This is a genomic window from Staphylococcus microti, assembly GCF_000934465.1.
Classification (GTDB): Bacteria; Bacillota; Bacilli; order Staphylococcales; family Staphylococcaceae; genus Staphylococcus; species Staphylococcus microti.
The window spans coordinates 15,599-32,767 of record NZ_JXWY01000100.1; the positions used below are offsets into that span (position 1 = coordinate 15,599).

General features: G+C 37.7%; 14 protein-coding genes. 5 read left to right on the top strand and 9 right to left on the bottom strand.

What is annotated here, in order from left to right; all coding sequences use genetic code 11:
- The first annotated feature begins 65 nt into the window (after positions 1-65).
- From TP70_RS09375 to serA, 3 genes are all read left to right on the top strand, one after another.
- On the top strand, positions 66-524 hold the full coding sequence (locus TP70_RS09375; protein WP_044361205.1) for an SACOL1771 family peroxiredoxin: 459 nt from the start codon (positions 66-68) through the stop codon (positions 522-524).
- Between the two features lie 173 nt (positions 525-697).
- Positions 698-1,858: a pyridoxal-phosphate-dependent aminotransferase family protein gene (locus TP70_RS09380; protein WP_044361206.1), complete on the top strand. Its 1,161-nt coding sequence runs from the start codon at positions 698-700 to the stop codon at positions 1,856-1,858.
- Positions 1,848-3,449: a phosphoglycerate dehydrogenase gene (gene serA, locus TP70_RS09385; RefSeq protein ID WP_044361207.1), complete on the top strand. Its 1,602-nt coding sequence runs from the start codon at positions 1,848-1,850 to the stop codon at positions 3,447-3,449. Before TP70_RS09380 ends, serA begins: the two co-directional genes overlap by 11 nt.
- Positions 3,450-3,499: 50 nt before the next feature.
- Here serA and TP70_RS09390 read toward each other — a convergent pair whose 3' ends face one another.
- The 3 genes from TP70_RS09390 to TP70_RS09400 all read right to left on the bottom strand — a co-directional run bounded on the left by TP70_RS09390 (position 3,500) and on the right by TP70_RS09400 (position 5,937).
- On the bottom strand, positions 3,500-4,624 hold the full coding sequence (locus TP70_RS09390) for an HAD family hydrolase (RefSeq protein ID WP_044361208.1): 1,125 nt from the start codon (positions 4,622-4,624) through the stop codon (positions 3,500-3,502).
- Positions 4,625-4,829: 205 nt separating this feature from the next.
- Complete coding sequence (locus TP70_RS09395; RefSeq protein ID WP_156962279.1) at positions 4,830-5,225, bottom strand: hypothetical protein; 396 nt, start codon at positions 5,223-5,225, stop codon at positions 4,830-4,832.
- A 94-nt stretch (positions 5,226-5,319) separates the two neighbouring features.
- Positions 5,320-5,937: a lysophospholipid acyltransferase family protein gene (locus TP70_RS09400; protein ID WP_044361292.1), complete on the bottom strand. Its 618-nt coding sequence runs from the start codon at positions 5,935-5,937 to the stop codon at positions 5,320-5,322.
- Between the two features lie 197 nt (positions 5,938-6,134).
- Here TP70_RS09400 and TP70_RS09405 point away from each other — a divergent pair, with 197 nt between their 5' ends.
- Positions 6,135-7,343 (top strand): S1C family serine protease, encoded by a 1,209-nt coding sequence (locus TP70_RS09405; RefSeq protein ID WP_044361293.1) that lies wholly within the window; start codon positions 6,135-6,137, stop codon positions 7,341-7,343.
- Positions 7,344-7,610: 267 nt separating this feature from the next.
- On the opposite strand, the gene TP70_RS09410 is transcribed toward TP70_RS09405, so the two are convergent.
- Both TP70_RS09410 and tyrS read right to left on the bottom strand, forming a co-directional pair.
- The gene (locus TP70_RS09410; protein ID WP_240627027.1) at positions 7,611-8,186 is read right to left on the bottom strand and encodes a hypothetical protein; all 576 of its coding nucleotides are present in this window, start codon (positions 8,184-8,186) and stop codon (positions 7,611-7,613) included.
- A 363-nt stretch (positions 8,187-8,549) separates the two neighbouring features.
- Complete coding sequence (gene tyrS / locus TP70_RS09415; protein ID WP_044361214.1) at positions 8,550-9,812, bottom strand: tyrosine--tRNA ligase; 1,263 nt, start codon at positions 9,810-9,812, stop codon at positions 8,550-8,552.
- Between the two features lie 421 nt (positions 9,813-10,233).
- On the opposite strand from tyrS, the gene TP70_RS09420 reads away from it, so the two are divergent.
- Entirely contained in the window at positions 10,234-11,058 is an 825-nt protein-coding gene (locus tag TP70_RS09420; RefSeq protein ID WP_248783013.1) for a biosynthetic peptidoglycan transglycosylase, read from the top strand.
- 68 nt (positions 11,059-11,126) lie between these two features.
- Here TP70_RS09420 and TP70_RS09425 read toward each other — a convergent pair whose 3' ends face one another.
- The 4 genes from TP70_RS09425 to TP70_RS09440 form a co-directional block, all read right to left on the bottom strand.
- On the bottom strand, positions 11,127-12,794 hold the full coding sequence (locus TP70_RS09425; protein ID WP_044361218.1) for a formate--tetrahydrofolate ligase: 1,668 nt from the start codon (positions 12,792-12,794) through the stop codon (positions 11,127-11,129).
- 365 nt (positions 12,795-13,159) lie between these two features.
- Positions 13,160-14,149: a catabolite control protein A gene (gene ccpA / locus TP70_RS09430; protein ID WP_044361220.1), complete on the bottom strand. Its 990-nt coding sequence runs from the start codon at positions 14,147-14,149 to the stop codon at positions 13,160-13,162.
- Between the two features lie 300 nt (positions 14,150-14,449).
- Positions 14,450-15,541 (bottom strand): bifunctional 3-deoxy-7-phosphoheptulonate synthase/chorismate mutase, encoded by a 1,092-nt coding sequence (locus TP70_RS09435; RefSeq protein ID WP_044361222.1) that lies wholly within the window; start codon positions 15,539-15,541, stop codon positions 14,450-14,452.
- A gap of 204 nt (positions 15,542-15,745) precedes the next feature.
- Positions 15,746-17,020 (bottom strand): hypothetical protein, encoded by a 1,275-nt coding sequence (locus tag TP70_RS09440; RefSeq protein ID WP_044361223.1) that lies wholly within the window; start codon positions 17,018-17,020, stop codon positions 15,746-15,748.
- Positions 17,021-17,169 lie beyond the last annotated feature (149 nt).

Below are 17,169 nucleotides of genomic sequence, written 5' to 3' on the forward strand. Positions count from 1 at the left end.
TTCTTTTTGTCCAAGCTTTCACTACACTAAACATAACACATAATGAAATGGAGTGAATATCAAAAATGGTTCAACACGATTTTCCAATTACGATAACATGGCAAGGTGGGCGCGATGAAGTCGGACAATTAACAGGCGATGTACTTAACCATGACGTTTCCATTCCAAGTGCGTTAGGTGGTCAAGGTACAGGCACGAATCCTGATGAATTGTTAGTCGCTGCTGCCGCAAGTTGTATGACGATTTCACTCGCAGCAACACTTGAGCGCGCGCATTTAACACCGCTCAAAATAGAAATGCAATCTACTGGTACCGCTTCATTTGAAAATAAAAAGTTTCGTATGGTTAAAATAACACACCGCCCTATCATTACATTGTCTGATTCACAACAAGTAACCAAACTCCAACAGCGTATTGACCGCCTAGTTGCTATTGCGGATCAAAATTGCATCGTTTCTAACAGTTTACGCGGTAACGTAGCGATTGACGTGCAACCTACTATAAAAGTTGAAAACCCTACTTAATTCATCATTTTTAGACAGTTATCACGTGTACAATGCGACTATCCATTTGTGCACGTACCCTCTTTTTATTTTCTTCACACCTATTCCAAAAGAAATTTCTTTCAATATCCACCTACCTTTTTATCTGAAAATTTGATAAAATTAGAAAATCTACTCATAGGGGGTTCTTATCTATGTATACACACCACGCTTTATTATTAACACCGGGTCCAACACCCGTGCCATTGGCAATACAAAATGCGATGAATTTGCCCATGGTTGGACATCGTTCTGCTGACTTTGAAGCGATTGCAGAACAAGCTTTTGCAGGTTTAAAAACAACTTTCGGTGCACCAAACGATGTCATTATTTTAACTTCTAGTGGGACGAGTGCTTTAGAGGCAAGCATGCGCAACCTCGTCAATCCAGAAGATCATATTGTCGTGATTGTATCCGGTGCATTTGGTGCACGTTTTCAACAAATTGCTGAGACATATGCCCACAATCTTCATGTTTTTAACGTAGAATGGGGGCAATCATTCAATACGGAAGAAGTCATTGCGTTTATTCAATCAATAGAACATCCGATTACGGCTGTTTTTACTCAATACTGTGAAACGTCTACTTCGGTGCTTCACCCAGTAGCTGAACTTGGACACGCGTTAAAACAATATGATGATTCAATTTACTTTGTCGTCGATGGGGTTAGTTGCATCGGTGCTGTAGACGTCGATATGACACGTGATCAAATTGATGTTTTAGTAGCCGGCAGTCAAAAAGCGATGATGTTACCACCAGGTCTTGCATTTGTTGCTTATAATGACCGTGCGCTTGAACGATTTAAAACGGTTGAAAGTCCATCGTTTTATTTAAATCTTGCGAAACATCATCGTTCACTTGAAGCACATACAACACCGTATACGCCGAATGTACCAGCATTTCGAGGCGTTGTGCAATACAGTGAAATGATTGAAGCAGAAGGGTTACCACATGTCGTACAACGTCACTATATCATTCGAGATGCTGTTCGTCGTGCACTTCAAGCATTAAAATTGGACTTATTAGTTGCAGAAGATGCAGCATCACCAACTGTTACCGCCTTTGTTCCAAGAGATAGTGATGAACTCAAACATATTAAAAATGAGTTGTCAGCGACTTACAATATTTCGATTGCGGGCGGACAAGGTAAGTTAAAAGGCAAGATTTTACGGGTTGGTCATATGGGCTTTATTTCCCCTTTTGACTTATTGCCTTTTATTGCAAGTCTTGAACTTATTTTAACAAATTATCGCAATGAAAATTATATCGGTAAAGGGACAACAGCATTTATGGAGGTGCTCAATCATGCGTTATAAAGTACTCGTAGCAGACCCTATCTCTGATGATGGTTTACAACAATTACACTTGGATGATGCATTTGAAGTCGTACACAATACAGGTTTATCTGAATCGGAACTCGTCACAGCAATTAGAGACTATGATGCACTCATTGTACGCAGTCAAACACAAGTGACAGCTAAAATATTACAAGCAGCAACTAAACTAAAAGTCGTCGCGCGTGCTGGTGTGGGTGTAGATAACATTGATATTGATACCGCAACGAAAGAAGGCATTATCGTCATTAATGCACCAGACGGTAATACTATTTCAGCAACGGAACACTCTGTCGCAATGTTATTAAGCATGGCGCGCAATATTCCACAAGCGCATGCCTCTCTCACTAGCGGTACATGGGATCGCAAAACATTTCGTGGTACAGAATTGTATCAAAAAACACTTGGTGTGATTGGCACGGGTAGAATTGGAATTGGTGTTGCGAAACGTATGCAAAGTTTCGGTATGCGTGTGCTTGCATTTGATCCGTATCTCACTGAAGCGCAAGCGAACGAGCTTGATTTCACACGCGCAACAGTTGAAGAAATTGCTGAAGCGGCAGACTTTGTCACGGTTCATACACCGCTCACTGATAAAACACGTGGCATGATTAACGACGACTTTTTCAACGGTGCAAAACCAAACTTACGCATTATTAACGTTGCACGTGGTGGTATTATAGATGAACAAGCATTGATTCGTGCGCTTGATGAACAAAAAATTGCAGGTGCGGCGCTTGACGTATTTGAACATGAGCCAGCGATCGATTCAGCGGTCACGCAACATCCTAAAATCGTTGTGACCCCGCATCTTGGTGCCTCAACGATTGAAGCGCAAGAGAAAGTCGCACTCTCTGTAGCTGGAGAGATTATCGACATACTGAAACATCAAAAAGTAACACATGCTGTAAATGCGCCAAACGTTATTTTCAATACATCTAAAGAGATTCAACCATTTGTCGAACTGGCACAAATTACAGGTGAAATCGGTATTCAATTACTACCGAAAGCACCACGCACGATGAATATCACTTACGGTGGTGATCTTGCAATGGATGATACGAGCATTATGACGCGTACATTAGCAAAAGGTGTTTTAGAACAAGATATGGGCAACCACGTTAACTTAATCAATGCCCTTATGCTCTTGAATGAACAAAATGTCACGTATACAATTGAAAAAACGAAAAAAAAACAAGGCTTTAGCAACTATATTGAAGTTGAACTGATTAACAAAGAAGACCGTGTTAAAATTGGTACAACAGTTTTAAACGGCTTTGGTCCTCGTATTGTCCGTATCAATGACTACGCTGTTGATTTCAAACCCGAACAGCATCAACTCATTATTCAGCATACCGATCAACCTGGCATGATTGGACAAACTGGACAAATTTTAGGTGAGTGTGATGTCAACATAGCTTCAATGTATGTTGGACGTAAACAAATCGGTGGCCAAGCAATGATGATTTTATCTATTGATCATCCAATCAACGAAACGGTTGAAGAAAAATTATTAGCAATACCCGGTTTAAAAGCTGTGACACCTGTTACTTTAAATCACTTACCTGCCTAATTTGCTCGTAAAAAAACAGACATTCTCGCGAAATGTCTGTTTTTTACCGCTTATAATAAATGTTGGCGAATTTCTAATACATGGTTCACTAATACATCCGCACCTTTAGCATTTAACTCTTCTGCTGCTTCAGTGCCTTTTAATCCTGTTAACGTACCAATAAACGCTGCGTTAATTTTTTGTGCACTAATCAAGTCTGCGAGTGAATCGCCAACAATCGTCACTTCATTATGATTCACACGTTTCGTCTGATTCGTCGCATAATCATAGTATTGTGAAACATCATTGCCATTATACGTAGCGATATAACTAAATGGATTTGGCTTTCCTAATGGTTTCAAGTCTGGATATTGTTTTTCTGCAGCGATGACTTCACTTGCCGTTACAATATGTGCATCATCAAAATAAGACAACAAGCCAAGCGCTTCAAAAGGAATCAACGTCTCAACACGTGTACGACCCGTCGCAATCGCGATCATATAGCCCGCATCTTTAAGATCTTGTAGCAACGTACGAATGCCTTCAACCGGTGCAAGTACGACTTCATCGTATATATAGCCTTTTTTATACGTCGTCTTCGGCTGTTTCTTTTCAACCTCTTCATACAATGTTGTACCTAAATACCATTCTTGATATAACTCTTGTGCCAACTGCCATAAGCGACTGTTAATATCGAATAACGCTGTTTGGTCTGTCTTTAACACACGTCCTGCATAATCTCGCAACGCTTGATAAATTTGTTCCTTACCTTCCGTTAGGTTATTTAAAAAGTCCAATGGTAACGCATAGTCAATCCCTTTGTATGTAATATGTTCACGCAATGACGCTAAAGCTGTGTCATTAAATGACGTTTCATCCAAAAATGATGCTTTCACGTCATCTGACAATGGCTCCAATAAATCAATTAAATGGATTGCAAATACGATAAACAACATATCCCAGTTTGAATTAATACCTAGTGATTTGAGACGATGTAACACTAAATCATTCTCGAATAACTCAGAACGTATCGCCGCAATCTGTGAATCAGTGAGCGTCGACAAGTCTTCCCCTTTTTTTAAATTTAAATACGCTTCATCAAATAAAAGTTCATAAACTGTTAAAGCTGACACATCAAAACATCTTGCTTCATCTAAAAATACACCATCTACATCAAATAATACCGCTTTCGTCATGGCTACCCCTCTTCCCGAATATTCAGATATCAATATTATAGCATGCAAAACATAGAACACGAAACAGCGGTTAGTAAATTTTAGCTAGGACTATACGTTAGCGTTCCAAAGGTTGTTAAAACGCATTACCTACTGCCGCTTACATATTTCGAATCACTCAGTAGGAACCATTTCCATACTATACATCACGCCATTTACTGACCGTTTATAGTTTGAAATGTGGTGTAATCATCCCTATAAATTCCGTTTCATCTATTTGATTATATCGTCTTAAATGTTGATATAACGTATTAATCATTCCTCCTGCATAAAATGACGCCGTTCCCTCGATTTCTGATTCTTTTAAAGCACCTTGATGTGAATGACTAAGAAATCTATAGATGTCCGAACTAATTTCATCTAGCATAATGCCCATCAGCACGGAAAACATACTGCTTGTTCGAATATTTTTAACTAAGCGTTCATTTTTATTAACAAAACGCAAAAGTTCACGACACATATGAATAAGATAAACATCCAAATTATGATTTACTTCATCTGAAACTAAAGAATCTCTAAAAGTATCCGTAATTTCTTGAAGAAAATATGTTATTAAACCCAAAAAAGACGCAAACAAATCGATGCATCGACTCATTCACGTCTATCGCCAAACATTGAAAATAGGCTTATATCCTACCCACTTTAACAATATTTAACTATTTTGTTTTAACATACGCATTTAACTCTTGTTGTAATTGTTTCGTACGCTCACTAATTTGTTGTGTAATGTATTCTACTTTTTCTTGGCGTTTCATACCTTCTGGGAACGTCGTTGTATCAATCGGTTCTCCAAATTTAATGTATGCTTTACCAGTTAACATGCCTAACAGTTTCGTTGGACCAACATATGCAGCTGGTAAAATAGGCTTTTTCGCTAGCATCGCAATCGTTGCAGCGCCACGTTTCAACGGGACTTCTTCTGTCGTACGATGACCTGATGGGAAAATCCCTACCGTTTTGTTTGAATTCAATAACTTAACAGGTATTTTCAACGTGCTTGGCCCCGGATTTTCACGGTTAACCGGAAACGCATTTAACGCAGATAAAAACTTCCCGAAAAGTTTGTTTTGGAATAACTCTTGTTTCGCCATAAAGTGAATTTGGTTAGGCAATAATGCAACACCTAATAGCACGATTTCATTATAACTTTCATGATTACACGTAACGAGGTATTCATTATTATTTGGTTGGTTTTCTTTTCCTAATACTTCTAAATTTTTAAGTCTTTTTGCTACGATAAAATTAAGCACCGACCCAATGAATTTGTATAGCATTTTGGCACCTTCTTCTTTTAAAATTAACTCTTTAAATTCTATCATCTCCCGTTCATTTCAACAAGCAGTCACCTTCTAAGACTAGAGACCGATGGCGTGTAACTAGAAAAATTCGTTCAAAAATCGCATAATATAATTAAAGGAGGCATTTTATGAATTCGAATGATAACCATTATAATTCCAATCAAAACACTGATATGACAAATGCAAATCCATCACAACAGCATGCATATCGTCAAAGTTATCAATCACCACCCCCACGCAAAAAGTCAGGTGTGCTCCGTACAATCATCATTGCGCTTGTTGCTGGGCTAATCGGTGGTCTTATTGCTTTTAGCGCAATAAGTGGTTTTTCAAAATTAACAAATATGAACGGCGACTCGGGTGCAGAAGTCAATGTCGCTCAAAACGACAAAGGTGGCAATTTACTTGATAATAAGTCTAAAAATTATGCGTCCGTCAACACCATGATTCAAGATAAAGCCCCATCTATTGTCGGCGTCATCAATGAACAGAAGGCTGAAAGCTTAGAAGACCTACTGCGTGGCAAATCCACAAATGCTGAACCATCCGGCATCGGTTCAGGTGTCATTTATCAACGTACGCAAAATGAAGCGTTTATCGTAACGAACAACCATGTAATTGATGGTGCTTCTTCAATCAAAGTGCAATTACATAACTCTAAACAAGTAAGTGCCGAACTTGTAGGCACCGATTCACTCACAGATATTGCCGTACTTAAAATTAAAAATCGTAATGATATTAAAGCAATCGATTTTGCTGACTCATCAAAAGTCAAAACAGGCGATAGCGTATTTGCAATGGGTAATCCACTTGGTTTAGAGTTTGCAAATACTGTGACATCAGGTATTATTTCTGCCAGCGAACGTACAATTGATGCAGAAACAACATCAGGTACAAACAAAGTCACTGTACTCCAAACAGATGCAGCAATTAACCCAGGTAACTCTGGTGGTGCGCTTGTCGACATTAACGGAAATCTTGTCGGCATCAACTCGATGAAAATCTCTGCTCCACAAGTTGAAGGTATTGGCTTTGCAATTCCAAGTAATGAAGTGAAACTTGTCATTGAACAACTTGTCAAACATGGCGAAGTGAAACGTCCATCAATCGGTATTGGCATGTTAAATGTTGCCGATATTCCAGCATCATATCAAAAACGACTTCAGTTGGATAGCGGCGTCTATGTCGCTGAAGTACAACGACGAGGCATTGATCTGAAAAGCGGTGATATTATCACAAAAGTCGATGATCAAAAAGTAGAAAATGATTCCGACTTACGTTCATATTTATATAAAAACAAAAAACCAGGTGATTCCGTTACATTTACTATTATGCGTGATGGCAAAACTAAAAATGTAGATGTAACATTAGTAGAATCATAATTTTAAAAGCCATTGATATGTCATTCCGAACACATCAATGGCTTTCTTATATACTATACGTAATAGGCAGTATTTTATTTCATACTATGCAGTGATTTAGTAAACTGATCACCTTAATTGAAACAAAAACATCCTACTACTCTAATATACATAACAATCACTACTAACATCACAAAAGTCTTATCAGAAAAACAAATAAATCATCTTTCTCTTTATTATCAAAATAGTCACTTATTTTGATTTGCTACAATCCATGAAATACCATTTTTAGCCTTTATACACTTTAAAGTCTGATCGCTTGCTTTCAATTACACGCATAGCTGATCTAACAGCATGAAACTCATCAATAAGAGATTGTATGAGGAGATAATTCTTTTCGGTCAGTCTGCCCTTCATCAACCTGTGACTTAGTTTATAAAATTCATCAATGTGTGCTGTTACACTCAGCAACATTTCTTGGCTATCTTTCAGTCTATATCTGCGTGCTAACTTACTAACCTCTTCATTAAACAAGTCCACATTGTTTTCATGTATCGTGACTTTTTTACCCTCGGCTATCAAATCATTTGCTTCGTAACATGTAACAAAAATCAACTCAATGGTATTACAAACAAAAATAATACCATCATCTGTTACATATTTTTTCACTTCAGGCTGTGTGGCGGTTTCGTCAGAATAAAGTGTCAAAGTTCCTATTTGCCTTGCAACCCACTTTGCTAATCTAGCATGATCGACATCAAATCTTTCTAAGGCTCTTTGGGCAAAATGGTCTGTCCATTTATAATCTGGTGCATGAGAAAGTCCCATAGAATCACTCCTATTCGCATTTGCTATATTTTGCATTCACTTCGGCATCTACTACGAGTTATCATCCTTAACGACTTTGTTGTCTCATCATGACGTTTCTATAGACTTCTTAAATCTCCTCCTTATTAGGTAATTATTACTCTCTATATTACAAGTCTATTTTACAATTATCTTAACAATATTCTCAATATAATTTGAGCAAAATTATGTAATTCTATGCCTGCTAATTTCCAAATTATAGCTTATAAAATTCGTGTCTATACCGAAAAGATCAACTATCACAATCTAATATATTTTCTCCCACTAATAAGTAAAACCTCGCAGGCTCAAATGAGTTGCGAGGTTTTTTATCTAGCTTTTGTACGCTTCAATGCTTCACAAAATAACTGAATTCATATTTTATTGGTAGTTCACCATAAAGTATTTTTTCTTACCGCGACGAATAATCGTAAACGCATTGTCATATTTGTCTTGTTCAGAAAGTGTATATGCTAAATCTGTTTGACGTTCACCATTAATGTAAATCGCACCATTTTGGACATCTTCACGTGCTTGACGTTTAGATGATGAAATTTTCGTTTCAACAAGCGCATCTACAATGTTCGTTGTTTCAGCAGACAATGACACTTGCGGTACATCTTTAAATCCAGCTTTAATTTCTTTTGTTGATAATGACTTTAAGTCGCCACTAAATAACGCTTGAGAGATACGTTGTGCTTCTTCTAATGCTTCTTGACCATGAATAAATGCTGTTACATTTTCTGCAAGTGCTTTTTGTGCTTTACGTAAATGTGGCTCAGCTTCTACAGATGCTTCAAGTTCTGCAATTTCTTCTTTAGATAAAAACGTGAAGTATTTTAAGAATTTGATAACATCTTCGTCACTTGTATTAATCCAGAATTGGTAAAATTCATATGGACTTGTTTTTTCAGCATCTAACCATACAGCGCCTGATTCAGATTTACCGAATTTTTTACCATCTGCTTTCGTTACGAGTGGAATTGTTAAACCGTAGACGTCTGTTGTACCATACATACGGCGCATCAATTCGATACCACTTGTGATGTTACCCCATTGGTCTGAACCACCGATTTGCATTTTACAACCGTATTCACGATTAAGATGACCAAAGTCGATAGCTTGTAAAATCGTGTACGTAAACTCTGTATATGAAATACCATGTTCAAGACGTGATTGAATCGAATCTTTACCTAACATGTAGTTTACGCCGACATGTTTACCGAAATCACGTAAAAATGCAATTAAGCTAATTTGACTGAGCCAGTCTTTATTGTTTACTAGAATCGGCCCATTCTCAGTATCGAAGTCAAACAGTTTATGCATTTGTGCTTGAATACCTTGCACGTTCTTTTCAACTTGTTCTTCTGTTTGTAACACACGTTCTTCAGATTTACCAGATGGATCCCCAATCATACCTGTTCCACCACCGACAAGTACAATCGGACGATGGCCAGCCTCTTGGAAACGGCGTAATGTTAAATAAGGTAATAAGTGACCGATGTGTAAGCTATCTGCTGTTGGGTCAGCACCACAGTATAGTTTAACTTCTTCTTTATTTAACAATTCTTCAATTGCTGCTTCATCTGTTTGTTGATAAATTAAACCTCTCCATTTTAAATCTTCAAGTAATGCGTTTGCCATAATATTACCTCCTATATTTTTAAGCATAAAAAAACACCGCTTACATTACGTAAGGGCGCAAACATTTGTGCACGGTACCACCATACTTGAAACTCTTGCGATGATACGTTCATCACCATACGTTGAAACGTCTACTGAGCTGTATTCGCCTATTGTCATCCGTTAGTTCGCACCACCCACTAACTCTCTGTTGCTGCATGTACAATGGTTACTTGGTCTCTGTTTCAAGAAGATATACAATTTCCTACTATTATAAACTTTCTCATACGTATGTCAACCCTTCCGTCTATACGATACGTCCTACAAATACATTGTATGCTATACTATTCGTATAATGGAGGTGCAGGTCATGTGTCGGTCGCAACTAACACAAAATAACAAAAATCATTTTCTAGCGCGCTATGATACAATTTTTATACGTGTGAAGCGGATCTTTTTTACATGTGTACTACTGCTTATAACGGCATTACTGCTTTTTGTAGGTGTCACATTGGCTTATTTTGAGAGCATCGTGTCCGACTCACATGAATTGGATGATACAGCGCTGATCCAGCAAGTCACAAAGTTACCTGAACTGGAAACCGTGACATCTCCAAATACAGATTTTATCGCATTGTATGACGCACCTGAACCTGTACTTATTGCCGGTCCATCTGAAGTGTCACCGTATGTCACAAGTGCCTTAGTTGCTGCTGAAGATGATCAATTTTATTTACATAATGGTATTTTACCGAAAGCCGTTCTACGCGCTATTTACCAAGATATTTTTCAACATCAATTTGCGACGGGTGGCAGCACCATTACACAACAACTCATTAAAAACCAACTATTAACGAATGAAAAGACATATAGCCGTAAAGCAAAAGAAATTATGTATGCGATGCGTGTGGAAAAATTAATGACGAAAGACGAAATTATTTTCACGTATTTAAATCGTGTGCCATTTGGCTTGGATACAAATGGCCAACATATCACCGGTATTACATCTGCGGCTTATGGCATATTTGGAAAAGCACCCAGTGAATTAAATTTAGCTGAGTCTGCATACATTACTGGTTTGCTTCAAAGCCCCTACTACTACACGCCATTTGATGCACACGGCCAATTACGTCCTAAAGCAGATTTAACGCCTTCTATTAATCGCCAACGGTACGTATTGAAGCGTATGCTTATCGAACAAGTGATTACTCAAAAAGAATATACAGACGCTTTAGCATATGATATCCCACAACATTTAATACCATAAAACAAGGAAAGACGCTCCCAAAGATTAAAGCGCCTTTCCTTATTATTTTATATTACAAAGTTAAATCTTTAGAATAAACCAATCGCATGACCGTCTTCAGTGACGTCCATTTTAAGTGCAGCAGGTTGTTTTGGTAAACCTGGCATCGTCATAATCGCACCTGTTAATGCAACGATAAAACCTGCACCTGTTTTCGCTTCAAGTTCACGAATTGTGATTTCAAAGTCTGTCGGTGCGCCTAGACGTGTTTGATCGTCAGAGAATGAATATTGCGTTTTTGCCATACAAATTGGGTAATGATCCCAACCATTGTCTTTAAATTGTTTTAATTGTTTTTGTGCTTTTGAAGTAAATGTCACTTTTGAACCGCCATAGATTTCTTTAACGATTGTTTCAATTTTCTCTTCAAGTGGTTGCTCTAATTCATATAAATGTTTAAAGCTTTGTGGCTGTTCAACAACTTCAAGCACTTTTTCTGCTAAGTCGACGCCACCAGCGCCACCTTTTTCCCATACTTCTGTTAATGATAAACGAACATCGTTCTCTTTCGCCCATTGTTGTACTGCCTCAAATTCAGCATCTGTATCGTGAATAAAGGCATTTAACGCAATGACAGGTTCAACACCGAACTTGCGGATGTTATTAACATGTCGATCTAGATTCGCAATACCTGCTTTCACCGCTTCAACGTTTTCTTCTTTTAAGTTGTCTTTTGCCACACCGCCGTGCATTTTAAGCGCACGAATTGTTGCTACAAGTACAACAGCATCCGGTTCAAAATCAGCTTTACGCGCTTTAATGTCGATAAACTTCTCAGCACCTAAGTCTGAACCAAAACCGGCTTCCGTCACAACGATATCTGCTAAGTCACGTGCCGTTTCCGTTGCGATAATTGAGTTACAACCATGTGCAATATTCGCAAATGGTCCACCGTGAATCAATGCAGGTGTCCCTTCAATTGTTTGAACTAAGTTTGGTTTAATCGCATCTTTTAAAATCATCGCAAGTGCGCCTTCAACACCAAGATCTTTTACCGTAACAGGCTTGCGGTCATGTGTATAACCAATCGTAATTTTTGCAATACTTTCTTTTAAGTCCATAATATCTGTACTTAAACATAGAATTGCCATAATTTCAGAAGCAACTGTAATGTTAAAACCATCTTCACGTGGCACACCTTGTGTTGGACCACCTAAACCAACAACAACTTGTCGTAACGCACGGTCATTCATGTCTAACACACGTTTCCATTCAATACGTCGTTGATCAATACCTAAAGCATTACCTTGATGAATATGGTTGTCAATAAATGCAGATAATGCGTTGTTCGCAGTTGTAATCGCATGGAAGTCACCATTGAAATGTAAGTTGATATCTTCCATCGGTAATACTTGCGCATAACCGCCACCTGTTGCGCCACCTTTAATACCAAAAGTAGGTCCAAGTGCTGGTTCACGTAATGCCACCATTACATTTTGATTAATATGTTGAAACGCATCTGCCAAACCAACCGTTACCGTTGATTTCCCTTCACCCGCTGGTGTTGGGCTCATCGCTGTAACAAGAACGACTTTCCCTTTTTTGCCTTTGGTTTGAATTTTAGAGATGTCAATTTTAGCTTTGTAGTGACCGTACTGTTCTAAAGCCTCTTCCGCAATTCCAGCTTTATCAGCGATCTCCTTAATCGGTTTTAATGTTGCTTGATTTGCAATCTCTAAATCTGATAAATGACTCACATTATTCAGCCCCTTATATTTATTTTTTGGATTGGTTGTACTCATATTATTCTGTAAATTCTACCCACTATTAATAATATCGAACTCTTCAATAATTGTCGAACAATACCAAATATTGTAAGCGCATTACATATTTTATAAGTCTGCAAACACACATTAACTCCCATGCGATTCATTATAATGTTCGACAACACAGCCAATCGAGTAGGAGCCATTAGTTGACTGTTCGTCTTCTCACACAATCAAGTCTTTCACTAACAGTTCCTATTACCAAGTCTGTAACGGACTTTCACCGTCAAGTTATTATCCATGCCGGGCACCCTAAAAAAACAATGTAGCATAACGCCACATTGTTTCAATGTCATTTATTTTGTTGTGCCACGATAACGGATTGTGTGTGGTAATGTCACATTTTGTTCCGTGATTTCTTCTTTATTCATATATTTCGTTAATAAGCGCATACCAACCGCACCAATATCATAAAGTGGTTGAATGACGCTTGAAAGCTGTGGACGTACCATTTCAACTAAACGTGTATTGTTGAAACTCACAACTTGAATATCTTCAGGTACACGTAAACCATGGTCTAAAGCACCGTGAACAACACCGATTGCTTGCTCATCACTAATTGACAATACAGCATCTGGCTTATATTCGCTAATTGCTTCAAACGCACGCAAGCCGTCTTGATACGTTTCATTACCGACATATACTAAGTGATCGTCTACTGATAAACCATGTTTTTGTAATGTGTTTTTCAAACCTTTTGCTACTTCTTCTTGGGCAACTTTTGAATAACCGCCACCAATGTAAGCAAACTTTTTCGCACCCGTTTCAAGTAATTTTTCAGTCACTTGTTCACTTGCTTTTACAAAGTCAATATTTACAGATGCAACATCTGCTTCTTTGCCGTTTGTACCTGATACAACGACAGGTACAGATGACTTGCTAATTTGTTCTTGAATTTCCTCAGTGATTGTACCACCTAAGAAAATAATACCGTCTACTTGTTTGCTTAAAAGATTATTGAAAATCTCGCGTTCTTTTTTCGGGTCATCATCAGAGTTTGAAATGATTGTGTGATATTTATACATTGTCGCAATATCTTCAATCCCACGTGCTAACTCTGAATAGTAAATATTAGAAATATCCGGAATAATGACACCCACTGTTGTCGTACGTTTACTTGCGAGACCTCTAGCCACAGCATTTGGGCGATAATTTAATCGTTTAATTACTTCGTTTACTTTATCACGTGTTGCAGGTTTCACATTTTGGTTACCATTCACAACACGAGACACCGTTGCCATAGAAACATTCGCCTCACGTGCAACATCATAAATTGTTACTGTCATTGTATTTTTTATCCTCCTTGAAAGCGGTATCTATATTATTGTAATCTGTTTTCATATCATTTTCAAAGTTTAACACACTTCCATTAGAGTTGAAATATAAAACGCTTTCCTGTCAAATATTTGTCATTTTTATCCATTGAAATAAAAGAATATTTGTATTTTATTATACTAATAGTAAATTTTGATCGACACAAAAAGGAACACAATGAAATCCAACGCTTCCACAGATTTCATTGTGCTTGATGGAATAGGCTTAGGATGCGAAAGCTTTTTGCAAAAATACACTTTCTGCCCTGTGCCCTATTTTAATTTTTTCTGATTGTACATTTCTGATAATGGTTTAATCTCGTTGTAGAATGCATTAAACTCGTTCAAGTCCATTTGTTGTCCGCTATCACTTAAGGCAACAGCTGGTTCTGGATGTACTTCTGCCATTACACCATCTGCACCGATAGCGAGTGCTGCTTTTGCTGCAGGTAACATAATATCTTTACGTCCTGTACTATGTGTCACATCAACAAGGACAGGTAAATGCGTACCTTGTTTTAAAATTGGCACTGCTGAAATATCGAGCGTATTACGTGTTGCTTTTTCGTATGTTCTAATACCACGTTCGCATAAAATGATATTTTGATTGCCTTGAGATGCAATGTATTCTGCTGCATATACAAATTCTTCAATCGTTGCAGATAAACCACGTTTTAATAAAATCGGTTTATTCGTACGCCCTGCTTCTTTCAGCAATTCAAAATTTTGCATGTTACGTGCACCGATTTGGAAGACATCTAAATATTGATCGGCTAATTCAAAATGGTTAGGATGTACAATCTCACTCACAACATTTAAGTCATATTTATCTTTAATTTGTTTTAAGATTTGTAAACCTTCTTCACCTAAACCTTGGAAATCATAAGGTGACGTTCTCGGTTTGAATGCACCACCACGGATGAATTTTTCACCTTTCGCATGCAAGTCTTTTGCTACGGCTTCAACTTGTTCATATGACTCTACAGAACAAGGACCAAACACGAAAGATTTATGCCCTTCACCGATAATACCACCGTTAGTGAACTGAACAATTGTGTCTTCAGGTTTTAACTTGCGTGATACGTATAAATGTTTCTCATTATCCGATTTTTGCAAGTCAGTAGATGCTTTAAAAATCTCTTTAAACAATTGTTTGATGACATTATCGTTAAATGGGCCTTGGTTTTTATCAATTAACGTATTCAGCATTTCCTTTTCACGTTGTGGATCATAAATCATCGTACTCTGCTTACGTTTTTCCTCACCAATTTTTTGTGCCAAATGACCGCGTTTCGACAACAAATCAAGTATTTGGTCGTTTATATCTTCTATTTCTGCTCTGTATTGTTCTAACTTATTTGCCATATTCGTCACCTCAATGAATTTCTGATACACTTTAAAGCGATAAAAAGCTTTATTGGATATTTAGTATATTAACAGGTATAACATCTATTTGCAACCATACAAACCAATATTTATTAAATTTTTAGAAAATTCATGTTAAAGGTCATTGACGCATAACAGTTTTACCTGAAATTACGCCAATGACCGTTAATTAAAAACTATCTTTTAATCATTACTTTTAAACGTATGTTTTTCTACTTTATTCGTTGTTTTTTTAACTTTAGCTTCGTTCTTTGTTTGTGTTTGTGATGCATTGCGCTTTGTCTGTGTCGACTTCGCTTTTGTTTGCGTTTGAGACGCTTTACGCTTCGTTTGTGTCGTTTTTGCGGGTGTTGACTTTGCTTCTGCCGCTTTTGTTGATTTCGTCGCAGTTTGTGACGTCGCTTTAGCTTGTGACTTTTTAGCTGGTGCTTTTTTGGCAGGCGTCTTCTTTGCTTGCGTTTTTTTCGATTGTGTTGTTTTTTTACGATCTGCTGTAGGTTTAGATTGACTCGCTTTCTTAGACGGTGTTGCTTTTTTCTTTGGTGTTGCTTGCTTCGCTTGGCTTGATTTTTCATGTGTGATGACACCATTTTCAAATCTTGCTTCACGATGTGTTTGTGGCACACGTTGTTCAACCGTCGTTGCTTGTTGTTTTTGCTCGGCTTTTTCTGTTACTTTTGGCTTCTCTTCTACGACTTTGCCATCTTTTTTATCAGTCGCCATCGCTTGACGCATTGCTGCTAATGATGAAACTGCTACTTCTTGTTTCGGTGCTTCGTCTGGCTTGTCTGCTATCGCTTTTTCTTTCACTTCTTCATTTTTCTTATCAACAGCCGTTGCTTGACGCATTGCTGCTAGTGACGAAACTGGCACTTCTTCTTTAGATGTTTCTTTTGGCATATCCACTACCGCTTTTTCTTTCACTTCTTCATTTTTCTTATCAACAGCCGTTGCTTGACGCACTGCTGCTAATGATGAAACTGCTACTTCTTCTTTAGGTTTATCAGAAGTCGTCATTGTGTCATGGCGTGCTTTTAAAGCTGACAAATCAACAGGTTTATCTTTTTGATCAGTAAAATGATATGTTGGTTTTGTTGGTACTTGTAGTTTATCCGAATCTACTTCACTTCTAATGGCACGCTGTTGTGCTTCAAGTGCTTCAGTAGTTGGTTCACCTTGCTGTACTTCGGTTTTATGAAGTGCTTCATCTTTAATATGTTGTGCTTTTTCTTTAATTTCTTCAGCTTTACGCAATGCTTCTTGCTTCAATTTTTGCGAGTGTTTATTCACATTTGTTAGCTCATGTTCTTGCGTAAAATTAACTGCTCGTGTTACGAAAGGTTTAACCGCATAACCTATGACACTTCCGATTAACGTCCCAGCGATAAAACTTACCGCAAAGTCTAAGTTATTCGTGTCCGCACTTTGCGTATACTGTGCTTGATTTTTATTTTCCATACACACTTTCCTCCCTAATATCATCAACTCGTTTAAGCTGTTAAAACCTCATTATTTCGCTACATCTAACAGCCACTTTCTTATAGAATACCACCTTTTAGCGTTTAAAAAAAATAGGACTGACTCAAATATTTTGTCAGCCCTATCTT